The sequence below is a fragment of the Zobellia nedashkovskayae genome (assembly GCF_015330125.1).
Taxonomy (GTDB): Bacteria; Bacteroidota; Bacteroidia; order Flavobacteriales; family Flavobacteriaceae; genus Zobellia; species Zobellia nedashkovskayae.
This window is the reverse complement of record NZ_JADDXR010000002.1, coordinates 2,741,487-2,763,272: the sequence shown is the minus strand read 5'-3', so window position 1 is coordinate 2,763,272 and position 21,786 is coordinate 2,741,487. Positions and strand designations below refer to the sequence as shown.

Here is a 21,786-nt window from a genome sequence, read left to right as displayed (position 1 = left end):
TAAATACAATTGTCCACCACAAAGAATAAAGTTCAAAAAAGTTGTTAACAAGTTATCACCAACACTCATGTTGATAACTTTAAAATTAATTTACAAGCAATTCGCAACCCTATTAATCGCAAGTGTTGACCGATAAAACGTGTTACTGATAACCCCCATTTATAGCCCAAGCATCGTTTAAGTGGTCGAAAATATCGGTATAATTCTGTAAATTGCATTCCCTACCAGGTATGTAAATTACCACCCCTATAAAATCTAATTACGAACCAAACCTATAGAACAGGAATGAAAAGTGCATCGCCGTTAATTGCTAAGTCGTCCCCAACCTTTTTCAAATCTTTACAGCCTGAACCAAAGTATAGATTTCATCTTGTAGATTTTAAAAATAAAGACTACAAAACCGATTTGCTTTTGTCGCAGACCAGATGTGATTTAGAAATTTCATCTAAGGGGATTATGGTTGTAGGGAACTTTGATAATCATGAAAGTATAATTCCTCTTTTAAAGAATGATATAGAGTCAATTAGTTTGGTTAGGGGAAAGGAAACAATAGACACATTTTATCTATCACCAATGCAAATTCTAATGAGAATGGGAGTACCTGCTCGCGTATCTCGTTTTTTTAAGGTCTATTCTTCAGAGTACAAAATTTCCGCGACTCAGATTATCATTAAATGCAAAGAGTACCAACTAAAATTAATTACCGACGGTACTAATTTTGAAACTTTATTACGCACTTTTACGAAATCTGGATATTCAGAAGAACTAAAACTTATGAGTAAACCTTCTCTAAACCTATTAAACTACAGCGTATATTAATTACTGGAGTTCTATTCCCGTTAAATAGCTATAAAATTGGTTTCTATTAAGTTATATTTTTTACACTGAGGTCTATTGTGGTTGGTTACCTTATAGCTAGTTAATTTACTAACAGTTTATTACATTTAAAGCTTACTAGCACTTACGCTATAAGAAACAAGAGTAATGAGACTCAAAAAACTGTTATTATCACCTCTCTGCATTTTACTCTTTGCAACAGGACACACTCAAGAATTACTCACGCTAGCCCAAGATTTTCTCAATACTTTGGATGCAGACCTTCTAGAAAAGGCCCAGTTCCAAATTGATGACGATGAACGTTTTAATTTTAACTATGTACCGCTCGCAAGAAAAGGACCAACTTTTAATGATTTTAATACGAAGCAAAAAGAAGCCGCAACCAACTTATTAAAAGCATCTCTTAGCCAAGAAGGTTTCCGTAAAGCGTCAGAAATCATGGCTTTAGAAAACATACTAGCCGTTCTAGAGAAAAATAAGAACAAAATGCCAGATGGGACTTCTATGCGAGATGCCCTTAACTATCACTTCTCTATTTTTGGAATACCAGAAAAAGGAGAATTTTGGGGATGGCGGTTTGAAGGCCATCATGTGTCTTTAAACTTCGTTGCTTCAGAAGACACCATACTATCTGCCACACCTTCTTTTATGGGTTCTAACCCTGGTATTGTGCCTAGTGGAAAATTACAAGGAAAACAAGTGCTTAAGAAAGAGACGGAAATAGGTTTTGAACTTCTTAACTCGCTATCCAAAGAACAACTTACTCAGACGGTATTTTCTAATGAGGCCCCTTATGAAATATTTACGAAAAATAATAGAACCGTATCTAACTTAAAACCCAACGGAATTCTATTTTCTGATCTATCACAAGATCAAAAAGGCATCTTTCTAAAACTCTTAAACCTCTATTTAAACAACTACGAAGCAGAGTTTTCAAAATCGCTTAAAGTAAAAATTAAAGACGCAGATATAGATCAGCTTTCTTTTGCTTGGGCGGGCAGCTTAAAACCTGGTCAAGGACATTATTACCATATTCAAGGACCTACCATTTTAATTGAATATGATAATACTCAAAACAATGCCAACCACGTACATACCGTAGTTCGCGATTTAACCAATGATTTTGGTCAAGATATTTTGAAGCAACATTACGACCACAGCCATTAAACCTGGACAAAAACCATGCAAAATTCTAAACCTGAAGTCTGGCTCCGCGGACCTGTACCAGAAATTCCATTGCTATTGCAACCTGCTGCACATGCACTATTACAATCTTCCGAGGAAATAGAGCGCTATTTGCTTGATTTTCCGGAGGACAAATTATGGACCAAAATTGCTGGAAGAGCTTCAATTGGGTTTCACTTACAGCATATTACCGGAGTGCTAGACCGTATGATGACTTATGCTAAATCTGAAAATTTATCAGAATTACAATTTAACTACCTCTCTCAAGAAGGAAAGTCTAATGAAAAACTTCATACAAAGGACCTTGTCATCAACTTTCAAAATAAAACTGATCAAGCATTATCGTTTTTTAAAACCCTGACAGAGGCTACTTTAAGAGAAGAGCGTACAGTAGGAAGAAAAAAACTTCCGTCAACAACTTTAGGACTTCTTTTTCATGCGGCAGAGCATAGCCAACGCCATGTGGGTCAATTATTGGTAACGGCAAGTATGCTTTCTTCTTCCTAAAATCTGAGACCCTATTTACGCAACAATTTTATCGCATTAAAAATTAACTTTTTATCGGGCTCTAAACTAGCCATAACACACTAACTTCATATTGTTATAAAAATGATACTATGAAATCTAAAGAAGTTAAAATTTACTCAGGAAACCGCTTTACAGCTCAACGTATACAAGAAAAATTGAACGAAGTTGGCATTAGCCCAATTATCAAGGATGCCTCTGAATCTGCCCGTCTAGCAGGGTTTGCTGCCAATATTAATGGTGAGCTAGATATTTATGTAAGAAATGATGAAGAAGAAAAAGCTATGATTATTGTTAGAGCCATAGCTGCTCAACAAAAAGACTAGCTAGTCCTACCTTCTGTATTCATTATTTGCTATTTTTAGCAGCTACATACCAATGAATACGAAACAACAATGACACTCAACACCAGACTCACCAGCTTATTAGCGTTAGCGCTTCTTATTACCTCATTTAGTGCTTGCGAATCAAAACCCAAAAAACCAAAGGAAACCCCATTGGTTATAACTGAGGATTCGCTTACGGAAGTAAGTAGAGCAAAAGAAATTCGCGAAAGCATTAGTCCAAAAGTCGCAGGCGGACTTGAATTGACCCTCTGGGCCTCAGATTCTTTGGCACCTGATCCTATTGCTATGCAAATAGATGATAAAGGTAAAGTTTACCTCACACGTACCAATAGGCAAAAAAACTCGGAATTTGATATCCGCGGGCATCAAGATTGGATGACATCTTCAATTTCTCTACAATCCGTAGAAGACCGTCGGGAATTTTTACATGAGACATTCGCTCCAGAAAAAAGTGAAGAAAACGAATGGCTTCCAGACCTTAACGAAGATGGGAGTCACGACTGGAAAGATCTTACCGTTGAAAAGGATGAAATCTGGATGTTGGAAGACAGTAATAACAATGGTATTGCAGATAAATCTACCCGAATTCTCGAAGATTTTAATGATGAGATTACAGATGTTGCTGGTGCACTTTTAGTTCGTGAGAACGATGTATTTGTTGGCGTAGGTCCAGATATGTGGCGCATGACAGATACTAACTATGATTTAATTCTAGACGAAAAAATGTCTATTGCTCATGGATTTGCCGTGCATATTGGTTTTGCTGCTCATGGAATGTCCGGTGCTATTGAAGGTCCCGACGGTAAAATTTACTGGGGTATTGGCGATATTGGCGCTAACCTTACTACAGTAGATGGCGAAAAAATAAAATACCCCAACCAAGGGGTTATTGTACGTTCCAATCCTGATGGAAGTAGTTTTGAAATATTTGCAAGAGGTTTGCGTAACACTCATGAATTTGTTTTTGATGCCTACGGAAATATTATTTCTTCAGATAATGACGGCGACCATGCTGGCGAAAGCGAACGACTTGTACATTTGGTAGATGGTTCTGATTCTGGATGGCGTTCTAACTGGCAATATGGTAAATACACAGACCCCAAAAACAATGGCTATAAAGTTTGGATGGACGAAAAGCTTTTCACTCCACGTTGGGAAGGCCAAGCCGCTTACATTGTACCTCCTATTAAAAATTTTCATAACGGACCTACCGGAATGACTTTTAACCCTGGTACAGCTTTAGGTAAGGATTGGCTCAACAAGTTCTTTTTAGTAGAATTTGTGGGTAACCCTGACCGATCTAATATTTGGGCCTTTGATTTAAAACCGAAGGGAGCTTCTTTTGAGCTTAATACTGATGAAAGTATTTTAAGCGGAGTTCTACCAACTGGAATTCAATTTGGCCCTGATGGTGCCATGTACGTTGCCGATTGGATTACCGGATGGGGTACTAAAAACTATGGTCGCGTTTGGAAACTTGATGTTAGCGATTCTAAAAATGACCTCGAGAAAGAACGAAAAGAAACCGAACGTCTAATGACCTTAGACTATAAAGAGCAATCCACAGATGAGCTGGTAAAATTGCTTTCTTATGGTGATATGCGTATTAGAAAGAAAGCTCAGTTTCAATTAGTGAAAAATGGTTCTAAAGGCTACAAAGCACTTAAAGAAGTAGCTGCTGATAATGCAAATCAATTTGCCCGTATCCATGCTATTTGGGGTATCGGTCAAGTTGCCGATAAAGATGCTTCACAAGCAGAGCCACTTGTTGCCCTTCTAACCGATAATGACCCAGAAATTATTGCCCAAGCCGCCAAGGTTTTAGGAGATGCAAAATATATTGATGCCGGTTCTAAATTGATTCCGCTTTTAAAGCATGATAATTCGCGTGTAAAGTTTTTTTCCGCCCAAGCTCTGGGTAGGTTTAAAACCGAAGCGGCCATTCAGCCTTTATTGGATTTAATTGTAGCCAATAGCGATGAGGATGTGTATTTGAGACATGCAGCTGTTTTAGCATTATCTAGAATAGAGAATACAGAATCTATTACGACTTTGGCACATAATCCAAACCGAAGTCTTAGAATAGCGGCGGTTCTTATTTTACGTAGACTACAAGACCCTGCCGTTGCCCAATTTCTAAATGATGAGGATGAATATATTGTTACGGAAGCCGCAAGGGCCATTAATGATGATTTTTCTATTGATGCCGCACTTCCCGCTCTTGCCGATATGCTAACCGTAGAAAAATTCAATTCAGAACCTTTAATGCGTAGGGCTATTAATGCAGCACTTCGTGTAGGAACTGACAAAGAACTAGAAAATCTTATCGCCTTTGCTAAAGATAAAAACAGATCCAATACACTACGAGGCGAAGCACTTGCCACTATTGGTACTTGGGCAGAACCTTCTGTACTGGATCGAGTAGATGGCCGTTTTAGAGGAGAAATCAAAAGAGACCCTAATCTGGTTAAGCAAAAAATAGAAAAAGATATTCCAAGTTTCATTGAAGATACAGATACGGATATCCTTATCGGCATTTCTAACACCTTGGCCAATTTAGGAATAGACTCTCATAACGATGCTCTTTTTGCTGTAATGAAAAAACATAAGTCGGCTAAAGTACGTTCAGAAATACTGAAAGCATTAGGGGCTCTCAACTTTGATAAGATTGAAACCGCCATGCAGTATGGTATGAAAGACGGTAATAAGGATGTGCGAACCACGGCCATAAGTCTTATGCCTAAAATGGATATTTCAAAAGAAAATCTGCCGGGCATCGTTACTCCAATCTTCAAGAAAGGTTCGGTACGTGAGCAACAACAGTTATTGAGTGTTTTAGGTGAATTGCCAATTGAAAAAAGCGGAGAACTACTAGGAAGCTTAGTCAAACAAGCTTCTGCAAATCAGCTGAAACAAAGTGTTATCCTAGACCTTATTGAAGCCGTTGAAGCTACCAAAGACGAAAGCTTAATTGCACAATTAAAACCATTAAAAGAAAACGAAAACTCCGTGGATGCCTTTAAGGAAACCTTAGTTGGCGGTAATTATAGAGATGGTAGAAATGTCTTCAACAAGAATCCAACGGCCCAGTGTACCCGATGTCATTCCGTAGGTAGCGGAGGTGCTGATGTAGGACCTCGACTTGCAAATATTGCTAACATACTTAGCCGTGAACAAATTCTAGAAGCGCTTATTGAGCCTAACGCACGCTTAGCTCCTGGTTATGGAAGTGTTGTTCTTACCTTAAAAGATGGTTCAAAAGTAAGTGGTATACTAGAAGCAGAAACAGATGAGGAGATAACCCTAAAAACGGGAGAAGCAGAACCTTTGGATATTCATATTTCAAGAATAGAAAAACGCGAAAATATGCCTTCGGCTATGCCGCCAATGGGCCGTATGATATCCAAAAGAGAATTAAGGAACTTAATAGAGTATCTTGCGAGTCTTAAAGAAGGTTAATTAACCTCAACAAAAAAATCCCTCCACTTGGAGGGATTTTTTTGTTTTAAAGCTTTTGTACTTATAAAGAAGCAACTTCCTTTTTAGCTACTTCAAATTCAGCCATCATATCACTTACAATAGTTGCCGCTGGTTTTATTTTGTGAATAAGCGATGCTACCTGACCTATTTCTAACTCACCCTCTTCCATATCACCTTCAAAAATACCTTTTTTGGCTCGGGCTCTTCCCAATAAAGAAATCAAATCTTCTTTTGAAGCACCATTAGCATAGGCATTCTGAATATCTTGATAAAATTTATTTTTTATAAGCCGCACGGGAGCAAGTTCTTTTAACGTAAGCTGCGTATCCCCTTCTCCTGCTTCCACCACTTTTTCTTTAAAGAGTAGATGTGAAGAAGCTTCATCACTAGCCACAAAACGGCTACCTACTTGCACTCCATCCGCACCTAAAATCATTGTAGCAAGCATGGCTGCACCAGTTGCTATTCCACCTGCGGCTATTATGGGAATAGTTACTTTTTCCTTTACAGCAGGAATTAAAGTAAGCGTAGTTGTTTCATCTCGGCCATTATGTCCACCCGCTTCAAAACCTTCCGCAACAATAGCGTCTACACCAGCCTCTTGAGATTTTAGTGCAAACTTTAAGCTACTGACTACATGAACTACCGTGATGCCTTTTTCCTGTAAATAGGAGGTCCATGTTTTTGGATTACCTGCGGAAGTAAAAACAATTTTAACTCCTAGCTCTACAATTATTTCCATCAATTTATCCAAATCAGGATAAAGCATAGGTACGTTTACTCCAAAAGGTTTATCGGTTGCTTGCTGACATTTTTGAATATGCTCGCGCAATACCTGCGGATACATACTACCGGCACCAATCAACCCCAAGCCTCCTGCATTGGAGACAGCAGAAGCTAAACGCCAACCACTGGTCCAAATCATACCTGCTTGAACAATAGGATATTTTATTCCGAAGAGTTCTGTTATTCTATTTTGCATGGATTGAATATATTGAAAAACTTCCTATTAGGAAATTACACCAGAGCCAATAAGTTCATCGCCAAGGTACCATGCAGCAAACTGACCTTCCGTTATAGCCGATTGTTTTTCTTCAAAATCTACATACAATCCACCAGCAACTTTATAAATAGTAGCTTTTTGTAATGACTGGCGATATCTAATACGTGCCATTACTTCAAGAGTTTCATCTTCTTTCAGCGCTAAATCTCTTCGTACCCAATGTAACTCTTCATCCGTAATAAAAAGCGTTCTTCGGTACAAACCTGGGTGCGATTTACCCTGACCCGTATAGATTACATTTTCATGAACGTCCGTATCAATAACGAACAGCGGTTCTTTGGTACCTCCTACATCAAGTCCTTTTCGTTGTCCTTTAGTAAAATAGTGGGCTCCTTGGTGGTCACCTACCACTTTTCCATCAGCAACATGATAGACTGGTTTTTCAGCGTAAAAAGACAGCTCCGCCTGTTTATTTTCAAATTGAGGCAATTCTTTTTGATATTGCGAAATATCAGAAGGTACCTCAACAATCACTCCTTTTTTAGGTTTTAACTTTTGCTGAAGAAATTCTGGTAAACGTACTTTCCCAATAAAACAAAGCCCCTGAGAATCCTTTTTATCTGCAGTAATTAAATCATTATCTGCAGCAATTTTACGTACTTCGGGTTTATTCAAATGTCCGATCGGGAACATCGTTTTTGATAATTGTTCTTGTGAAAGCTGACAAAGAAAATACGACTGGTCCTTGTTATCATCCTTACCCGCTAAAAGCTGATAGGTTTCAGAACCATCTTCAGTCTTAATCGTTCCTTTTCTACAATAGTGACCAGTTGCCACGTAATCTGCACCCAACTGTAAAGCAATGTCCATAAAAACATCAAACTTAATTTCGCGATTACAAAGCACATCAGGATTGGGTGTACGTCCTCTTTCATATTCCGCGAACATATAATCCACAATCCGCTCTTTATATTGAACGCTTAAATCTACGGTCTGGAAAGGTATACCCAACTTCTCGGCCACAATTAAAGCATCATTACTATCTTCTAACCACGGGCACTCTTCTGAGATAGTTACCGAGTCATCATGCCAATTCTTCATAAACAAGCCTATTACCTCATACCCTTGTTCTTTTAAAAGGTATGCGGTTACACTTGAATCCACTCCTCCTGAGAGGCCTACAACTACTTTTTTCATGCTCAATAATAAGATTGCAAAATTAGTCAATAAACACGGATTGTACCTTTTCAAATACAATTTTAGTATTTCCTTAAAACCAAAAGTGTTCAACTTTTTTTGAAAAGAGTTAAACAAAATGATATTTTTATTATAAATTGCCTCAAATTTAATTTAGAAAAGTGGTTTAGAATGAACCCATTTTCCGTTCTGGCCATAAAATATGAACTATTAATATATGTATTATGATTCTCAACAATTTTAAAGGTATTTTACCCCTAGCCCTAGCTTCCATCTTTTTTGTGTCATGTAGTGATGATGACAACGCACCAGAAATTCCAATGGAAACTGAGACCGACATTGTAGATATCGCTATTACCGATTCTAACTTATCTATCTTAGTAGAAGCCCTTACCAAAGCTGAATTAGTAGCAACTCTGCAAGGAGATGGTCCCTTTACTGTTTTTGCTCCTACCAACTCTGCTTTTGAAGCTTTCTTAACTGATAATAATTTTGCTTCTTTAGACGATATTCCACAGGAAACCTTAACACAAGTTCTACTAAACCATGTGGTAAGCGGAGATGTGAAAGCCGCAGATTTAGAAACTACATATTACTCCTCTTCTTCAACCGCTGGTGTTGATGGTAAAAACTTAAGCTTATATGTAAACACTGCAGATGGTGTAACTATAAATGGTTCTGCTGTATCTACCGCAGATATTGAAGCCTCTAATGGAACTGTTCATGTTGTAGATAAGGTAATAGGTTTACCAAATGTGGTAAATCATGCTACCTACAATAGCGCTTTTACTTCATTGGTGGGCGCATTGACCACGGATGGCAATACAGTTTTTACCGATTTACTTAGTGATGCCGAACAGAAATTTACTGTGTTCGCTCCTACTAATGACGCTTTTACTGCATTTGAAAATCCAAGTGAAAATGATTTGAACGCCATTCTTGCTAATCACGTAATTGGCGGTGCAGCTTTGGCAGCTGGTGATTTAAGCAACAGCTATGCAAATACAGCAGCTGCAAACGAAGATGGTGATAATTTGAGTATTTATGTAAACACTGATGATGGAGTTACGTTAAACGGTATTAGTACCGTTATCATTGCTGATGTAGTAACTACTAACGGTATCATTCATGCAGTTGATACAGTAATTGACCTACCAACAGTAGTAACATTCGCAACTGCGGACAGTGAGAATTTCTCTTCTTTAGTTGGTGCTCTTACTACAGAAGGACAACCTGATTTTGTATCTATACTAAGTTCAACAACAGAGAATACTCCATTTACTGTCTTTGCTCCCGTAAACAGTGCTTTTGCAGCGTTAGCAGAGGTTCCTACAGGAGAAGATTTAACCGCTGTTCTTACACACCACGTAATTGCAGAAGCCAACATAGTTTCTGGAGATTTAAGTGATGGATTGGTTTCCCCAGCTACACTTCAAGGAGATGCCTTAACTTTTATAGCATCTGAAGAAACTTTTGTAATTACCGATGGAGCCGGTAATATGGGAATCAATATTGTAAAGGCAGATGTTCAAGCCATAAATGGAGTAATCCACGCTATAGACACCGTTCTTATTCCTGGTTCATAATACCAACAAACTAAAATTAGTTCCCCCCAACATAAAAGCCGCTAGTATTAGCGGCTTTTTTTATTCTCAAATTTGGTACACTTTAAATTTTCATCAAAATATAATCGTAAAAAAAAATGAATCTAAAAATCTCATTTTAAAACGTTTATACTTCATAATTTTAATGTGGTTCAACTGATTTTATTTCCACTTTATTTCATATTAAAAAAACCAAACAACATAGCTATGCAAGTTAGCATACAAAAAAGAGGACTTGACAACTCTCTTTTTTTTAAAGCTTGGTTTATCTGCATCTTTACAATCCCAAATCTTACCAAACCAACCTAACTAATGCAAAAAACCCTGACAGATATCTGTCAGGGTTTTTATTTACTTTAAACTCTATATAATTTAGACTTTTTATTTTTTGTCTATTTTCTTCTGATTTTCAGCCTGCTCCATCATCTCACGCATCTTTTTCTGAAACTTATTCTCTTTCTTAGGCTTTTTCTTGTTCTCCTGTATTTGCGCATGAATTTTCTTGTCATCCAAGATAAAATTCTTGATTACCAACATAATACCAATAGTAATCATGTTAGATACAAAGTAGTACAAACTAAGTCCACTTGCATAGTTGTTGAAGAAGAACAACATCATTAAAGGCATTAGGTACATGATAAATTTCATGTTAGGCATACCTGGTTGTTGTGGCATATTCTGACCTGTAGTCATCGTCATATAAAAGAATATAGCGATGGAAGCCAAAATTGGAAATAAACTCACGTGATCTCCATAAAATGGAATATGAAAGGGCAAGTTAGCAACAACATCATATGATGATAAATCATCTGCCCATAAAAAAGATTTCTGACGCAATGCGAAAGAAGTTGGGAAGAACATGAACAATGCATAGAAAATAGGCATCTGCAGTACAGCAGGAATACAGCCACTCATAGGGCTCACACCAGCTTTACCATAAAGCTTCATAGTTTCTTGCTGCTTTTTCATAGCATTATCCTTATACTTCTCTCCTAACTCTGCAAGTTCAGGTTTTAAAACCTTCATCTTAGCTTGAGACAAATACGACTTATAAGTTACAGGAGACATTGCCAATCTAACCAAAACGGTCATAGCAACAATAGCCCAACCAAATGGTAAGACAGAACTTAAAAAGGAATAGAAAGGATTAAATAAATAACGGTTTAACCAACCAAAAATACCCCATCCAAAAGGAATAGAATCATCAAGACCCAACTCTTTATATTGGCTCAACACCTTTATATCCGTAGGACCATAATACCAGTGCATATTCTGAGCCAACTCACCTCCTGTTAATTCCAAAGGCATTGTTGCACCAAATAATTTGGTAAATTTGGTATCTTTACTTTCTTCTTCAACTAAATTCTTAGAAGTGAGCTCTGCAGTCTTAAAGTTAGTTTTACCAACTAACATAGAGCTAAAAAAGTGTTGTCTGTATGATAACCACTTTACATCTTCTTCTTTTTCATCATCATCACTAGCAAGCGAAAGGTAACTTATCTTACCATCTTCATGGCTATAAGTCAATTCCGTATACTTGTTTTCGTATTCTACACTTTTGTTATGGCGTATACCTTTTAGGTCCCATTCTAAATCTACAGGTCTACTATTGTCTATAATGCCACTAAGTCCTTGCGAACGTATAGTAAAATCTACAAGGTATTCCCCTTCTTTCATTTCATAACGGTGCTCCAAAAAGTTATTCGGACCCGCTTTGGCTTTCATTGAAAGTACCTTACTCCCATTATTTTCGGTTAAAGACGGCTCAAAATAAAGGTCTTTAGTATTTAGTACTCTATTATCCGAAGTGGTAAAATTTACACCAAAAGAAGCGTTGCCATCATGTACCAAGTACACAGGAATAGAATCATACGTATGATATTGTTTCATACGTGCCTCTACTATCTGACCACCTTTATTACTTATTTCAAGAGAAACTAGTTCGTTCTCTAATTTAGTGATCTTATCGGATGGCTGCGTATACCCAAAAGCACCTATTTTACCTTGATAATTAGCAACGGCAGTAGAATCTTGAAGATTAACCACTGGCGATTGTTCAATTTTTTCAGATGGTAAGACTTCTTTGCTTTCCTCTTTTACAACCTGCTCTTGTTTTGCTTTTTCAGCTGCTTGCTCTTCAGGAGTGGGCTGATTCTGATAAAACATAAATATCAATATTCCAAAAATCAGTACAAAACCGATTATAGAATTTATATCTACTTTCTTTTCTTCCATCTAAATAATTGTTATTAAACCGATTGCTTCAAAATCAAATCGGTCATGTACAAGGGTTTGGTTTAGTCAATTAGCAAATATATGCCCAATTGTCCAGATTATGCCAGAATGGCATTATTTTATTGCTTTTTATGTTTAAGTGCTGCTTTTACAAACCCTACAAACAAAGGATGCGGACTGTCTACCGTACTTTTGTATTCTGGGTGGTATTGAACACCTACAAACCAAGGATGCTCTGGTATCTCAACAATTTCAACAAGACCTGTTTCTTTATTAATACCCGTTGCTTTAAGACCTTTTGCTTCAAGTTGCTCTTTAAAATCACTATTAAACTCATAACGGTGACGGTGTCTTTCTGATATGCTATCTGCTCCTTTATAGATTTCTTTGGCCAAACTACCATCTAGAAGTTCACAATCCCACGCTCCTAATCTCATGGTTCCTCCTTTATTTACAATGGTTTTTTGCTCCTCCATTAAATTAATAACAGGATTTGGCGTCTTTTCATCCATTTCCATAGAGTTGGCATCTTTTAAGCCCAACACGTTACGAGAGTACTCAATTACCGCCATTTGCATACCCAAACAAATACCTAAAAACGGAATTTTGTTTTCGCGGGCATATTGCACAGCTCTAATCTTACCTTCTATACCCCGTTCACCAAAACCTGGTGCTACCAGAATACCATCTAAATCCTTCAACAATTTATCAAGGCTTTTCCCTGGTAAATGTTCGGAATGAATAGATTTTACATTTACACGAACTTCATTAACTGCACCTGCGTGAATGAAAGATTCTAAGATAGATTTATAGGAATCTTGAAGTTCAACATACTTACCTATAAGGCCAATGTTAATTTCGTTTTTAGGATTCTTATGCTTATCCAAAAATTCTTTCCATTGGGCAAGGTCTGGTTCTATGATATCTGCCAATGCCAATTTCTTAAGCACTACAGTATCTAAACCTTCTTCTTGCATCAATAACGGAACGTCATAAATAGTAGAAGCATCAATAGATTGTATAACTGCTTCACGCCTTACATTACAGAAAAGCGCTAGTTTTTCTTTTATCTCATCAGAAATTTCATGCTCCGTACGACAAACTAACACATCTGCCTTGATACCACTTTCCATTAAAGTTTTAACGGAGTGCTGCGTTGGTTTTGTTTTTAATTCGCCTGCTGCGGAAAGATAAGGTACGAGCGTCAAATGAATAACAATACCATTGTTATCACCAAGTTCCCATAGTAACTGCCGTACAGCCTCTATATAGGGTAAGGATTCGATATCACCTACCGTACCTCCTATTTCCGTTATTACAATATCATATTCACCACTATTACCCAACAACTGAACGCGGCGTTTAATTTCATTGGTGATATGAGGTACTACTTGAACGGTCTTACCTAAAAACTCCCCTCGGCGTTCTTTTTCAATTACGCTTTGATAGATACGACCTGTAGTTACATTGTTGGCCTGAGAAGTACGTACGTTCAAGAAACGTTCGTAGTGCCCAAGATCCAAATCGGTCTCTGCTCCATCGTCTGTTACATAGCATTCGCCATGTTCATACGGGTTTAGCGTACCTGGATCTACGTTGATATACGGGTCTAATTTTTGTATCGTTGTCTTGTAGCCACGTGCCTGTAGCAATTTGGCGAGCGATGCGGCTATGATGCCTTTCCCTAAAGAAGAAGTAACACCTCCCGTAACGAAAATATACTTTGTCTGCGACATATTGGTGTTCTTTGTTACGGGGCACAAAGATATAAATCCCCCTTGGAAATCATAGGCTTTACCTAGGAAAATCTTTTTGAATCCGATAAATTAACGGCTCTAGGCCATTAATCTTAATTTCTAGCATGGATTTAAGGAGAATTCCTAATTTTCCTTCAGGAAAACCTTTCTGTTGATACCATATGAGATAGGGTTCGGGAAGATTCACCAAATACTTCCCTTTATATTTTCCAAACGGCATTCTATAATGAGCCAATTCTATCAATTTCTCTTTATCCGGAGCTATATTCATTTTTAAATCTAAATATTTTATCTTTATTTCCGCTTAATAGCCAAAAAATTATGAAAAGAAGAAAATTTATCGGTACATCTGCCGCCGCATCGGTTGGATTGGTGGCCTGCAAAACTACGAATGCGATGGCACCTTCTACTACAGAAAGCGTAAAATTAAAAGAAAATATCAACCATAGTGTTTGTCGCTGGTGTTATGGAAAGATTCCTTTGGAAGATTTCTTAAAAAGCCTGAACGAACTTGGCATCAAAGCAATGGACCTTACAGGCCCAGAAGAATGGCCTATAATGAAAAAATATGGTATTCATTCCTCTATGTGTTGGGGAGCCGGTTTTGGTATTGAAAAAGGCTGGAACGACCTTTCTCTACATGAAGAACTGATAGCGGACTATTCGCAACATATTCCAAAAGTAGCTGCTGCCGGGTACACCAACCTTATCTGTTTTAGCGGAAACCGAAACGGTATGGACGATGCAGAGGGATTAAAAAACTGCGCAGAAGGACTTAAAAAAATAATGCCGATTGCAGAAAAGCACGGCGTTGTTCTTCAAATGGAGCTTTTAAACTCTAAAGTGAATCACCCAGATTATATGTGTGATACCACCCCATGGGGGGTTGAACTTTGTAAAGCTATAGGTTCCGAGAACTTTAAATTGCTTTATGATATTTACCATATGCAAATTATGGAAGGTGATATTATTCGCAACATTCAAGACTACAATCAATATTTTGGTCACTACCATACCGGAGGAAACCCTGGTAGAAATGAAATAAACGATACTCAAGAGCTTTTTTACCCTGCTATAATGAAAGCGATTCTTGCAACTGGTTACACAGGCTATGTTGCTCAAGAATTCATACCCACATGGGACGATAAAATTGCTGCCCTTAAAGAGGGTATTACTATTTGTGACGTTTAAAATTTACCAACCTCCCTTCGGGGAGGTTTTTTTAACTCATTAATTTTTTCAAAAAGTCTTCTTTTCTTCGCACAGCAACTTCTATGTGCGAGCCATCGTTCATTAGCGCATAACCTCCTTTACCTTTTACATATTTATCTACAAAGGTTAAATTAATAAGATGTGATTGATGTGTTCTATAAAAATGATGTTTTTCTAAAAGTGCCTCAAAATATTTTAATGTTTTTGCTACGGTCAGTTTTCTATCGGTCTTTAAAAATAAGTGTGTGTAGTTGACGTCTGATTGACAACGTACGATATCATTTATTGCAATCATAGATAGCCCGTCTACGGTAGGAACTGCTATTTTCTTAAAACCACTTGCTTTCCTATCTTTTAAATTATGGAACAGAACTTCCATTTTTTCTGAAATCTCTTGTAAAGAAATTTTCTTATTCAACTTCCCAAGCGCAATATTCAAATCATCTTCATCAATAGGTTTTAAAAGATAATCCAAGGCTGAATATTTAAAAGCTTCCAAAGCATAATTATCATATCCCGTAGCAAAAATCACTTCAAAATTAATGTTCGGTACAGCTCGGAGAAGTTCAAAACCGGTTCTATTATGCAATTGCACATCTAAAAAAACCACTTGGGGACTGTACTTTTTTATAGCTTCCAAACCCTCTTGAAAAGTAGAGGCCGTTTTAAGTACATTAATAGTATCAAACGATTTCAACAATAACAGCAATCTGTTTTGACAGTGCTTTTCATCATCTATGATAATTGCATTTAACATATAGTAGTTAGAATTGAAGTTCTAAAGGTAACTTTAGCTCAACACGAAATCCTTCTTTCTTATCGAACATGTGGATACTTCCGTTTTCCTTTTTTAATTGATTTATTATATCTAGTCTGTTTTTCGTTATTTTCAACCCCATTGAGGTCTTACCCATTGTATTGGTACCATTCTTTCGCCCTACTCCATCATCATCTACGGTACAAACCAAAAACTGATTTTCGATTTTAACGGACACATCGATATGGCCCATCGTCTTTTTTTGAGATATACCGTGCCAAATACTATTTTCTATAAAAGGTTGTAAAATTAATGGCGGAACCATAGTATTCTCTACATCCACGTTATCGTCAACCTTGAAACTATGTAAAAATTTATCTTTTAAGCGCAGGGATTCTATTTCCATATAAAGCTCCGTAAGGTTGATATCTTCTTCTAAGGAAATCCATTTTTTCTCAGAACTCTCTAAAATAGCCCTAATCAACTTAGAAAATTTTATAAGAAAGTTATTTGCAGTCTTCACATCGTTCTTAGCCATATAATCACTTATGGAATTCATAGCATTGAATATAAAATGTGGATTCATCTGTGATCGCAATGCCTTTAACTCTGTCTCCGCTACTTTGGTCTTGAATTCCGAGAGCTTCTTTTCAGACATTACTTTTTCCCGTTTCCTGTATAGCTGAAAAGCTACTGTTGAAAACAAAACAATTAACAAAGCCCCTATGGAAAGTCCTGTAATCATTAAATGCTGACGTGCCATCTCTGCTTTTGAAACGGCTTGTTTCTTTTCATAGTCAGATTGCAGTTCTGACTTTTCCTTTTCGTATTCATAATCGGCCTCAAGAAGGGCTATTTCCTCTTTCTTTTCGGCAGAAGAAAAACTATCACGTAAAACTACAGCCTTCGTTTTATTAGTGTAGGCTCTTTTGTAATCACCCATTTTAACTTGCAAGATCGCTAACTGATCTAGCGCGTTAAACTGAAGGTTTATACTACCTGCTTCTTTTGCATATTGAAAAGAACTTTCATAGTTTTTCTCAGCCAGTTTAAAATTTACATCTTCACCAAGAGCGTAACAATCTCCCAAATTACGATGCACTATTGCCAAGTTGTTCGTGTTCTTTAGTTTTTCATAAATTTTTTTAGTCTTATTAAAATAGGGAATGGCTTCTATATAATCACCCATTTCAACAAACGCAATACCCGTATTGGTAAGAGCACTGGCCATACCCCTCTCATTGCTATTTTTTTCCATAATATCATAAGCTTGCTTATAACTTTCAATGGCTTTTTTAGAATCACCCTTATGGTTGTAGACCCTTCCAAGATTAGTGAGTGCATTAGCCACCCCTTCCTGAAAATCATTCTCCTTAAAAAAATCTAAAGCTTGCTTTTGATAGCCCTCAGACTCATCAAATTTTTCTAACCTAGCATACAACAGACCAATGTTGCTAAGAATGGAGGCATATTGCTTGTCACCGGTTAAATTTAAGTCCTCATAAATACGTTTGGCATCAAGATAGCTTTTAATAGCTTTGGGGTACTGAGAAAGATACATGTAGTTTATTCCTATACTGTTCAACATTTTAGCCATCAGAAAACTATCCTTCTCCTTCTCAAAAATTACATAGGCTTTTCTATTATTATCGTTTGCACGGGCATAGTCAGATTCATTAAAGTACACCAATCCTTTGTTATAAATTAGTCTGGCCACACCCTTTAAATTATTATTTTTCTCCCTTATCTCCATAGCCCTATCATAGGAGTCCAGTGCTAATGAATCTTCTCCAATGGCACTATAGTTGTGACCTTGATATGCATAACTGGTTGCTATAGCTTTGTGATTTTCAAGTTCAAAACCTAGACGTAGGGCTTCTTTAGATAATTTAATACCGGTATTGGGATCAATAGAATAATATGTATATACTAACTCATTTAAAACATTCAACCTAACCGAATCTTTTACTACTGTTTTTTCAAGGAGAGAATTTAAACTATCTATTTTAGCGTGTTGCGCACTTAAGCCAAGTACAGATAAGAAGAACAATAAGACAAGCACTTTTATTCTGTATAAAGGCATGGATAATAGATGTTTGTTCAACCTCAAATTTAACAGTTTATCAGAAACGAGCACTACGCTAGCCTGAAAATATATGGGTAAACTGTTCTTTTTGAGGTTTCTACACAATACAACATACAGATTACGATTACCTTAAAAAAACCTACGCATATCTTGCGCAACATCACAGTTAATAAATGCTAATCGGAAGCTATGCATGTTGTTATTACTTTCATCACACCAAACCAAACAACCAATTGTTATGGAACAGAAAAAAATTTACCAGCGCTTTCTCCTAATTTTTATCCTTATTCCATTTTGCTTATTTACAGGATGCGAAAGTCACCCAGCAAATGACCTTGCGGAAGACCTTACAGACCAAATAGAAGATATAGACGATAAAACCGAAGAAGAAGAAGAAGAAGAAGAAGAAAACGATCAGGAGCAGCAGGAAGAGGAAACCGTATACACCGGTTCCATGACTGCTACGGCCAACGGAGAAGAGTTTCAATCTTCAGAAAGTCTTGAACAATTTATAACTACTCCCTCTAGTATTACAAAAAATGATGGAATATATATGGTATACATTTCCGGATTTGACATAAGCTTAGGTTTTGAAAATACTAAAGCAGTTATAATATGGGCGGTAGGAGAAGATTTTTCCTCCCTAAAGATTGGCAAAACATGGGATTCACCTCTAGTAGACTTTCTTCATGAAGGAGTGATTGCCAATTATTACGAAGCAGATGTGACAGATGATGATGATGATGATGATGACAACCCGAACCTTGAAGAAGTAGATAATATATATCTAAAAATTACCGCGATTGATTTCGAAAATCAAAAATTTTCTGGTGAGTTCAGTTTTGCAGGAAAAACCGAAGAGGGTACATCCATTGACGTAACCGACGGCAAGTTCGTTGACTATCATTTTGACTACAACGAACAATAACCAACAATTCATAAAATCCAACCAACACCATGAAAAAATCATTATTCTATTTTGCAGCTTTTCTTTTAGCATTAGCAATGTTAATAAACTGTTCAGTAAAAGATGCGGTAGACGACCTTAGCGAAACACAAAAAGCACTTGACTGTGCCAACTTAATGTTAGACATAGACGAAAAGTGGAACGACCAAGACCGGAATTGCACCGAAATAAATGCTGATGTAGCCAGGATTTTAGATACCTGTAACGATTTTATAGATGCAGAACAAAAAACACAATTAGAATTTTATGCCGCTAATTGCGACGCAACTAATTAATTCAATAAACCAAACTTAACCTCAAAATGTTCTTAATAGATGAACCGCCTTCTAATAAATCTTCAACACTATCGCACTAACCTACTTTTGCTTGGCTTAAGTTTATCTATGGCCTGCAACAATGACTCTACGAATGAAGAAGGCAGTTCTGACAACCTAAATGCTTCAGGAACGATACAATTATCCGGAGATGAAACATCAGATATAGGCTCTTCTTTAAAAATTGGCAACATAGCCACGGGGCGGTCAGATCTAACAGGAAATAGCAAAACCATAATCATTACCGACGATAAAACTAAAATAGACGAAAACGGACCTATTCCTAGTGACCTCCAAAACAACTTCATTATTATTGGACTAGACCTTGGAGAATCATCAACAAGTGATGCCAGCAAATCATTATCCATGAATATTACAATAGATGGCACAGAGTATAAACATGCTTGTGCTTCACCTAACTTTGGGTCTTTTATAGATTGTGGTTCTAATTATTCAATAGATTTTGATAAAAAAGAAGTTATATTTTCAGAAACTACAGTTATCAATACAAAAACGAATGCAATTTTGACCATGAATGGCACCGTATTGTGGAAATAACTTTCAACCAAAACAAACTTCAGCCCAAATTCCTTTACCTACCTCAACACCAAATACATCCAAGCTAAGAATTCAATTTTACGACAAACTAAAAAATAGAAGCAGAAGGAATGTTATTTAAAATATGTGTGTATTTTTACCCCAGCATTATTTCTAAATAACGACTTTACACTAAACATTACTAAAATGAAAAAAACAATTACATTATTAGCAACCTTTGCCTTCTTAGTACAATTTGCTTCTGCCCAAGAGTTTGAAGTAGGTACAAATGCCATTAACGCCGGTATTGGTCTAGGAGGTTATTATGGAGGATACTCTACCTCTACTCAAAGTCCTGTTTTTAGCGCTAGTTACGAAAGAGGTGTTTGGGATGTTCCTGGTCCTGGTGTTGTAAGTCTAGGAGGTTACCTTGGTTATAAAAGATTCACTTATGACAATGATTTCTTTGGTAATGATTATAGCTGGTCCTATACAATTATAGGTGTACGCGGAGCTTACCATTATACAGGATTAGATGTTGATAATCTTGACGTTTATGGTGGGGTTATGGCCTCTGTTAGACTTCTAGGCGGAGATGAATTTAGCGATTTAAACAGCAGACCAGGTGCTACAGCTTTTGTTGGTGGGCGTTGGTATTTTACGGATAGCATTGCCGGTTTTGCAGAAGCTGGTTATGGAGTTGCCTTTTTAACTATAGGCGCATCTTTCAGGTTTTAAGAAATCAAAAAAAATAACAAAAAGCCTTCTTAGAGTTCTACTCTGAGAGGGCTTTTTTATTTAAGAGCAGTTTTAATCTGCTGGTTCCAAAGTATTTGTTTTTCCAAATCTTGAGAGAAATTGGTTTCCCTATCGTATTTATTCTGAAAATCATTCAACTCTTTTAGAATAGTCTTGTAAATGACTTTCACTTCCTTCTTGGCATTCATCGTAAACTGAGCCTCAGAGAGCCGCTCCCGCATTTTTCTTGCATAGAGCTCTGATATATCAAAGTGTAACTGCTCATGGCTTAAAATAACGGAATCGCACACCTCTGGACGATACCATGATTTTCCAGGAATAAACTCACTCTTAACTACAAAATCTAGATATATCTGACCATCTTTCTTAAAAGAAGAAAATGAATAACTAACTCCACTTGCAGTTGTAGCGGCGGCCCAATGGGTTTTAAAATAAGTTCCTTTAAAATCTGACCATTGCAACTTTCTATCTGCGCTCCAAGTAATTGTTTCCTCTTCTTGAGAAGAAACAGTTCCGAACATACAAAAACAAAGTAAAAAAAGACCGTGTTTTAAAGTTCCCAATGGAATGTTATTACTTTTTCTATATCTGGATGCAAGCTGTAAAGTACAGGACACGTGTTAGCGGTATTCTCTAAAATCTTCCTTTCCTTATCGGAAGCGATAGAAGGCAAAATCAGTTTCGCTTCAATTTTAGATATTCTTCTTGGCTCGGCAGCCATGTGTTTTTTAATTTCAACGGTAGAGCCCTCTAATCTCAATCCCATACCCTTGGCTTTAATTCCCATCATGGTAATCATACAACTTCCCAATCCGGTTGCCACAGTGTCCGTTGGCGAAAAGGCTTGTCCTAGCCCGTTATTATCTACAGGAGCATCTGTAATAAAAGTATCACCAGACCGCATATGTTCGCAAGTGGTTCTTAAATCTCCGTTATAGGTTACTTTTGATGTCATACTAACTTAGGGTTTAGAATTAATAGCTC

Annotated in this window: 20 protein-coding genes; 11 read left to right on the top strand and 9 right to left on the bottom strand. The window is 37.0% G+C overall.

What is annotated here, in order from left to right; translation table 11 throughout:
* Positions 1-285 precede the first annotated feature (285 nt).
* The 5 genes from IWB64_RS11530 (at position 286) to IWB64_RS11510 (ending at position 6,353) form a co-directional block, all read left to right on the top strand.
* Entirely contained in the window at positions 286-819 is a 534-nt protein-coding gene (locus IWB64_RS11530) for a hypothetical protein (protein WP_194534137.1), read from the top strand.
* Between the two features lie 165 nt (positions 820-984).
* The gene (locus IWB64_RS11525; protein WP_194534136.1) at positions 985-2,004 is read left to right on the top strand and encodes a DUF3500 domain-containing protein; all 1,020 of its coding nucleotides are present in this window, start codon (positions 985-987) and stop codon (positions 2,002-2,004) included.
* 15 nt (positions 2,005-2,019) lie between these two features.
* Positions 2,020-2,529, top strand: coding sequence for a DinB family protein (locus IWB64_RS11520; protein ID WP_194534135.1), 510 nt, complete (start codon positions 2,020-2,022; stop codon positions 2,527-2,529).
* A 110-nt stretch (positions 2,530-2,639) separates the two neighbouring features.
* Entirely contained in the window at positions 2,640-2,873 is a 234-nt protein-coding gene (locus IWB64_RS11515) for a putative signal transducing protein (RefSeq protein ID WP_194534134.1), read from the top strand.
* Positions 2,874-2,942: 69 nt separating this feature from the next.
* Positions 2,943-6,353, top strand: coding sequence for a HEAT repeat domain-containing protein (locus tag IWB64_RS11510; RefSeq protein ID WP_194534133.1), 3,411 nt, complete (start codon positions 2,943-2,945; stop codon positions 6,351-6,353).
* A 61-nt stretch (positions 6,354-6,414) separates the two neighbouring features.
* Here the strand turns inward: IWB64_RS11510 and IWB64_RS11505 are convergent, their stop codons facing one another.
* Both IWB64_RS11505 and mnmA read right to left on the bottom strand, forming a co-directional pair.
* On the bottom strand, positions 6,415-7,356 hold the full coding sequence (locus tag IWB64_RS11505) for an NAD(P)H-dependent flavin oxidoreductase (protein ID WP_194534132.1): 942 nt from the start codon (positions 7,354-7,356) through the stop codon (positions 6,415-6,417).
* 27 nt (positions 7,357-7,383) lie between these two features.
* Positions 7,384-8,574: a tRNA 2-thiouridine(34) synthase MnmA gene (mnmA, locus tag IWB64_RS11500; RefSeq protein WP_194534131.1), complete on the bottom strand. Its 1,191-nt coding sequence runs from the start codon at positions 8,572-8,574 to the stop codon at positions 7,384-7,386.
* Positions 8,575-8,798: 224 nt separating this feature from the next.
* Here mnmA and IWB64_RS11495 point away from each other — a divergent pair, with 224 nt between their 5' ends.
* On the top strand, positions 8,799-10,160 hold the full coding sequence (locus IWB64_RS11495) for a fasciclin domain-containing protein (RefSeq protein WP_194534130.1): 1,362 nt from the start codon (positions 8,799-8,801) through the stop codon (positions 10,158-10,160).
* 399 nt (positions 10,161-10,559) lie between these two features.
* Here IWB64_RS11495 and yidC read toward each other — a convergent pair whose 3' ends face one another.
* The 3 genes from yidC to IWB64_RS11480 all read right to left on the bottom strand — a co-directional run bounded on the left by yidC (position 10,560) and on the right by IWB64_RS11480 (position 14,441).
* Positions 10,560-12,413, bottom strand: a complete 1,854-nt coding sequence (yidC, locus tag IWB64_RS11490) for a membrane protein insertase YidC (protein WP_194534129.1) — start codon at positions 12,411-12,413, stop codon at positions 10,560-10,562.
* Between the two features lie 119 nt (positions 12,414-12,532).
* On the bottom strand, positions 12,533-14,149 hold the full coding sequence (locus IWB64_RS11485) for a CTP synthase (protein WP_194534128.1): 1,617 nt from the start codon (positions 14,147-14,149) through the stop codon (positions 12,533-12,535).
* 58 nt (positions 14,150-14,207) lie between these two features.
* Positions 14,208-14,441 (bottom strand): DUF3820 family protein, encoded by a 234-nt coding sequence (locus IWB64_RS11480; protein WP_194534127.1) that lies wholly within the window; start codon positions 14,439-14,441, stop codon positions 14,208-14,210.
* A gap of 50 nt (positions 14,442-14,491) precedes the next feature.
* On the opposite strand from IWB64_RS11480, the gene IWB64_RS11475 reads away from it, so the two are divergent.
* Positions 14,492-15,361 (top strand): hydroxypyruvate isomerase family protein, encoded by an 870-nt coding sequence (locus IWB64_RS11475; RefSeq protein WP_194534126.1) that lies wholly within the window; start codon positions 14,492-14,494, stop codon positions 15,359-15,361.
* 31 nt (positions 15,362-15,392) lie between these two features.
* Here the strand turns inward: IWB64_RS11475 and IWB64_RS11470 are convergent, their stop codons facing one another.
* Together IWB64_RS11470 and IWB64_RS11465 are read right to left on the bottom strand one after the other, a co-directional pair.
* Positions 15,393-16,139, bottom strand: a complete 747-nt coding sequence (locus tag IWB64_RS11470) for a LytR/AlgR family response regulator transcription factor (RefSeq protein WP_194534125.1) — start codon at positions 16,137-16,139, stop codon at positions 15,393-15,395.
* Between the two features lie 7 nt (positions 16,140-16,146).
* A complete protein-coding gene (locus IWB64_RS11465; RefSeq protein WP_194534124.1) occupies positions 16,147-18,222 on the bottom strand; it encodes a tetratricopeptide repeat-containing sensor histidine kinase in 2,076 nt (691 codons plus the stop codon).
* 241 nt (positions 18,223-18,463) lie between these two features.
* Here IWB64_RS11465 and IWB64_RS11460 point away from each other — a divergent pair, with 241 nt between their 5' ends.
* From IWB64_RS11460 to IWB64_RS11445, 4 genes are all read left to right on the top strand, one after another.
* A complete protein-coding gene (locus IWB64_RS11460; RefSeq protein WP_194534123.1) occupies positions 18,464-19,153 on the top strand; it encodes a hypothetical protein in 690 nt (229 codons plus the stop codon).
* 29 nt (positions 19,154-19,182) lie between these two features.
* Positions 19,183-19,467, top strand: a complete 285-nt coding sequence (locus tag IWB64_RS11455; RefSeq protein WP_194534122.1) for a hypothetical protein — start codon at positions 19,183-19,185, stop codon at positions 19,465-19,467.
* Between the two features lie 108 nt (positions 19,468-19,575).
* Entirely contained in the window at positions 19,576-20,064 is a 489-nt protein-coding gene (locus IWB64_RS11450; protein WP_194534121.1) for a hypothetical protein, read from the top strand.
* Between the two features lie 186 nt (positions 20,065-20,250).
* Positions 20,251-20,781, top strand: a complete 531-nt coding sequence (locus IWB64_RS11445; RefSeq protein WP_194534120.1) for a hypothetical protein — start codon at positions 20,251-20,253, stop codon at positions 20,779-20,781.
* Positions 20,782-20,837: 56 nt separating this feature from the next.
* Here IWB64_RS11445 and IWB64_RS11440 read toward each other — a convergent pair whose 3' ends face one another.
* Entirely contained in the window at positions 20,838-21,323 is a 486-nt protein-coding gene (locus IWB64_RS11440) for a DUF922 domain-containing protein (RefSeq protein ID WP_194534119.1), read from the bottom strand.
* A gap of 29 nt (positions 21,324-21,352) precedes the next feature.
* On the bottom strand, positions 21,353-21,757 hold the full coding sequence (locus IWB64_RS11435) for an OsmC family protein (protein WP_194534118.1): 405 nt from the start codon (positions 21,755-21,757) through the stop codon (positions 21,353-21,355).
* Positions 21,758-21,786 lie beyond the last annotated feature (29 nt).

Bases quoted from the DNA above. Each gene is read 5' to 3' on its own strand.
- IWB64_RS11530 (WP_194534137.1), top strand. From the start codon at position 286: ATGAAAAGTGCATCGCCGTTAATTGCTAAGTCGTCCCCAACCTTTTTC.
- IWB64_RS11525 (WP_194534136.1), top strand. From the start codon at position 985: ATGAGACTCAAAAAACTGTTATTATCACCTCTCTGCATTTTACTCTTT.
- IWB64_RS11520 (WP_194534135.1), top strand. From the start codon at position 2,020: ATGCAAAATTCTAAACCTGAAGTCTGGCTCCGCGGACCTGTACCAGAA.
- IWB64_RS11515 (WP_194534134.1), top strand. From the start codon at position 2,640: ATGAAATCTAAAGAAGTTAAAATTTACTCAGGAAACCGCTTTACAGCT.
- IWB64_RS11510 (WP_194534133.1), top strand. From the start codon at position 2,943: ATGACACTCAACACCAGACTCACCAGCTTATTAGCGTTAGCGCTTCTT.
- IWB64_RS11505 (WP_194534132.1), bottom strand. From the start codon at position 7,356: ATGCAAAATAGAATAACAGAACTCTTCGGAATAAAATATCCTATTGTT.
- mnmA (WP_194534131.1), bottom strand. From the start codon at position 8,574: ATGAAAAAAGTAGTTGTAGGCCTCTCAGGAGGAGTGGATTCAAGTGTA.
- IWB64_RS11495 (WP_194534130.1), top strand. From the start codon at position 8,799: ATGATTCTCAACAATTTTAAAGGTATTTTACCCCTAGCCCTAGCTTCC.
- yidC (WP_194534129.1), bottom strand. From the start codon at position 12,413: ATGGAAGAAAAGAAAGTAGATATAAATTCTATAATCGGTTTTGTACTG.
- IWB64_RS11485 (WP_194534128.1), bottom strand. From the start codon at position 14,149: ATGTCGCAGACAAAGTATATTTTCGTTACGGGAGGTGTTACTTCTTCT.
- IWB64_RS11480 (WP_194534127.1), bottom strand. From the start codon at position 14,441: ATGAATATAGCTCCGGATAAAGAGAAATTGATAGAATTGGCTCATTAT.
- IWB64_RS11475 (WP_194534126.1), top strand. From the start codon at position 14,492: ATGAAAAGAAGAAAATTTATCGGTACATCTGCCGCCGCATCGGTTGGA.
- IWB64_RS11470 (WP_194534125.1), bottom strand. From the start codon at position 16,139: ATGTTAAATGCAATTATCATAGATGATGAAAAGCACTGTCAAAACAGA.
- IWB64_RS11465 (WP_194534124.1), bottom strand. From the start codon at position 18,222: ATGCCTTTATACAGAATAAAAGTGCTTGTCTTATTGTTCTTCTTATCT.
- IWB64_RS11460 (WP_194534123.1), top strand. From the start codon at position 18,464: ATGGAACAGAAAAAAATTTACCAGCGCTTTCTCCTAATTTTTATCCTT.
- IWB64_RS11455 (WP_194534122.1), top strand. From the start codon at position 19,183: ATGAAAAAATCATTATTCTATTTTGCAGCTTTTCTTTTAGCATTAGCA.
- IWB64_RS11450 (WP_194534121.1), top strand. From the start codon at position 19,576: ATGGCCTGCAACAATGACTCTACGAATGAAGAAGGCAGTTCTGACAAC.
- IWB64_RS11445 (WP_194534120.1), top strand. From the start codon at position 20,251: ATGAAAAAAACAATTACATTATTAGCAACCTTTGCCTTCTTAGTACAA.
- IWB64_RS11440 (WP_194534119.1), bottom strand. From the start codon at position 21,323: ATGTTCGGAACTGTTTCTTCTCAAGAAGAGGAAACAATTACTTGGAGC.
- IWB64_RS11435 (WP_194534118.1), bottom strand. From the start codon at position 21,757: ATGACATCAAAAGTAACCTATAACGGAGATTTAAGAACCACTTGCGAA.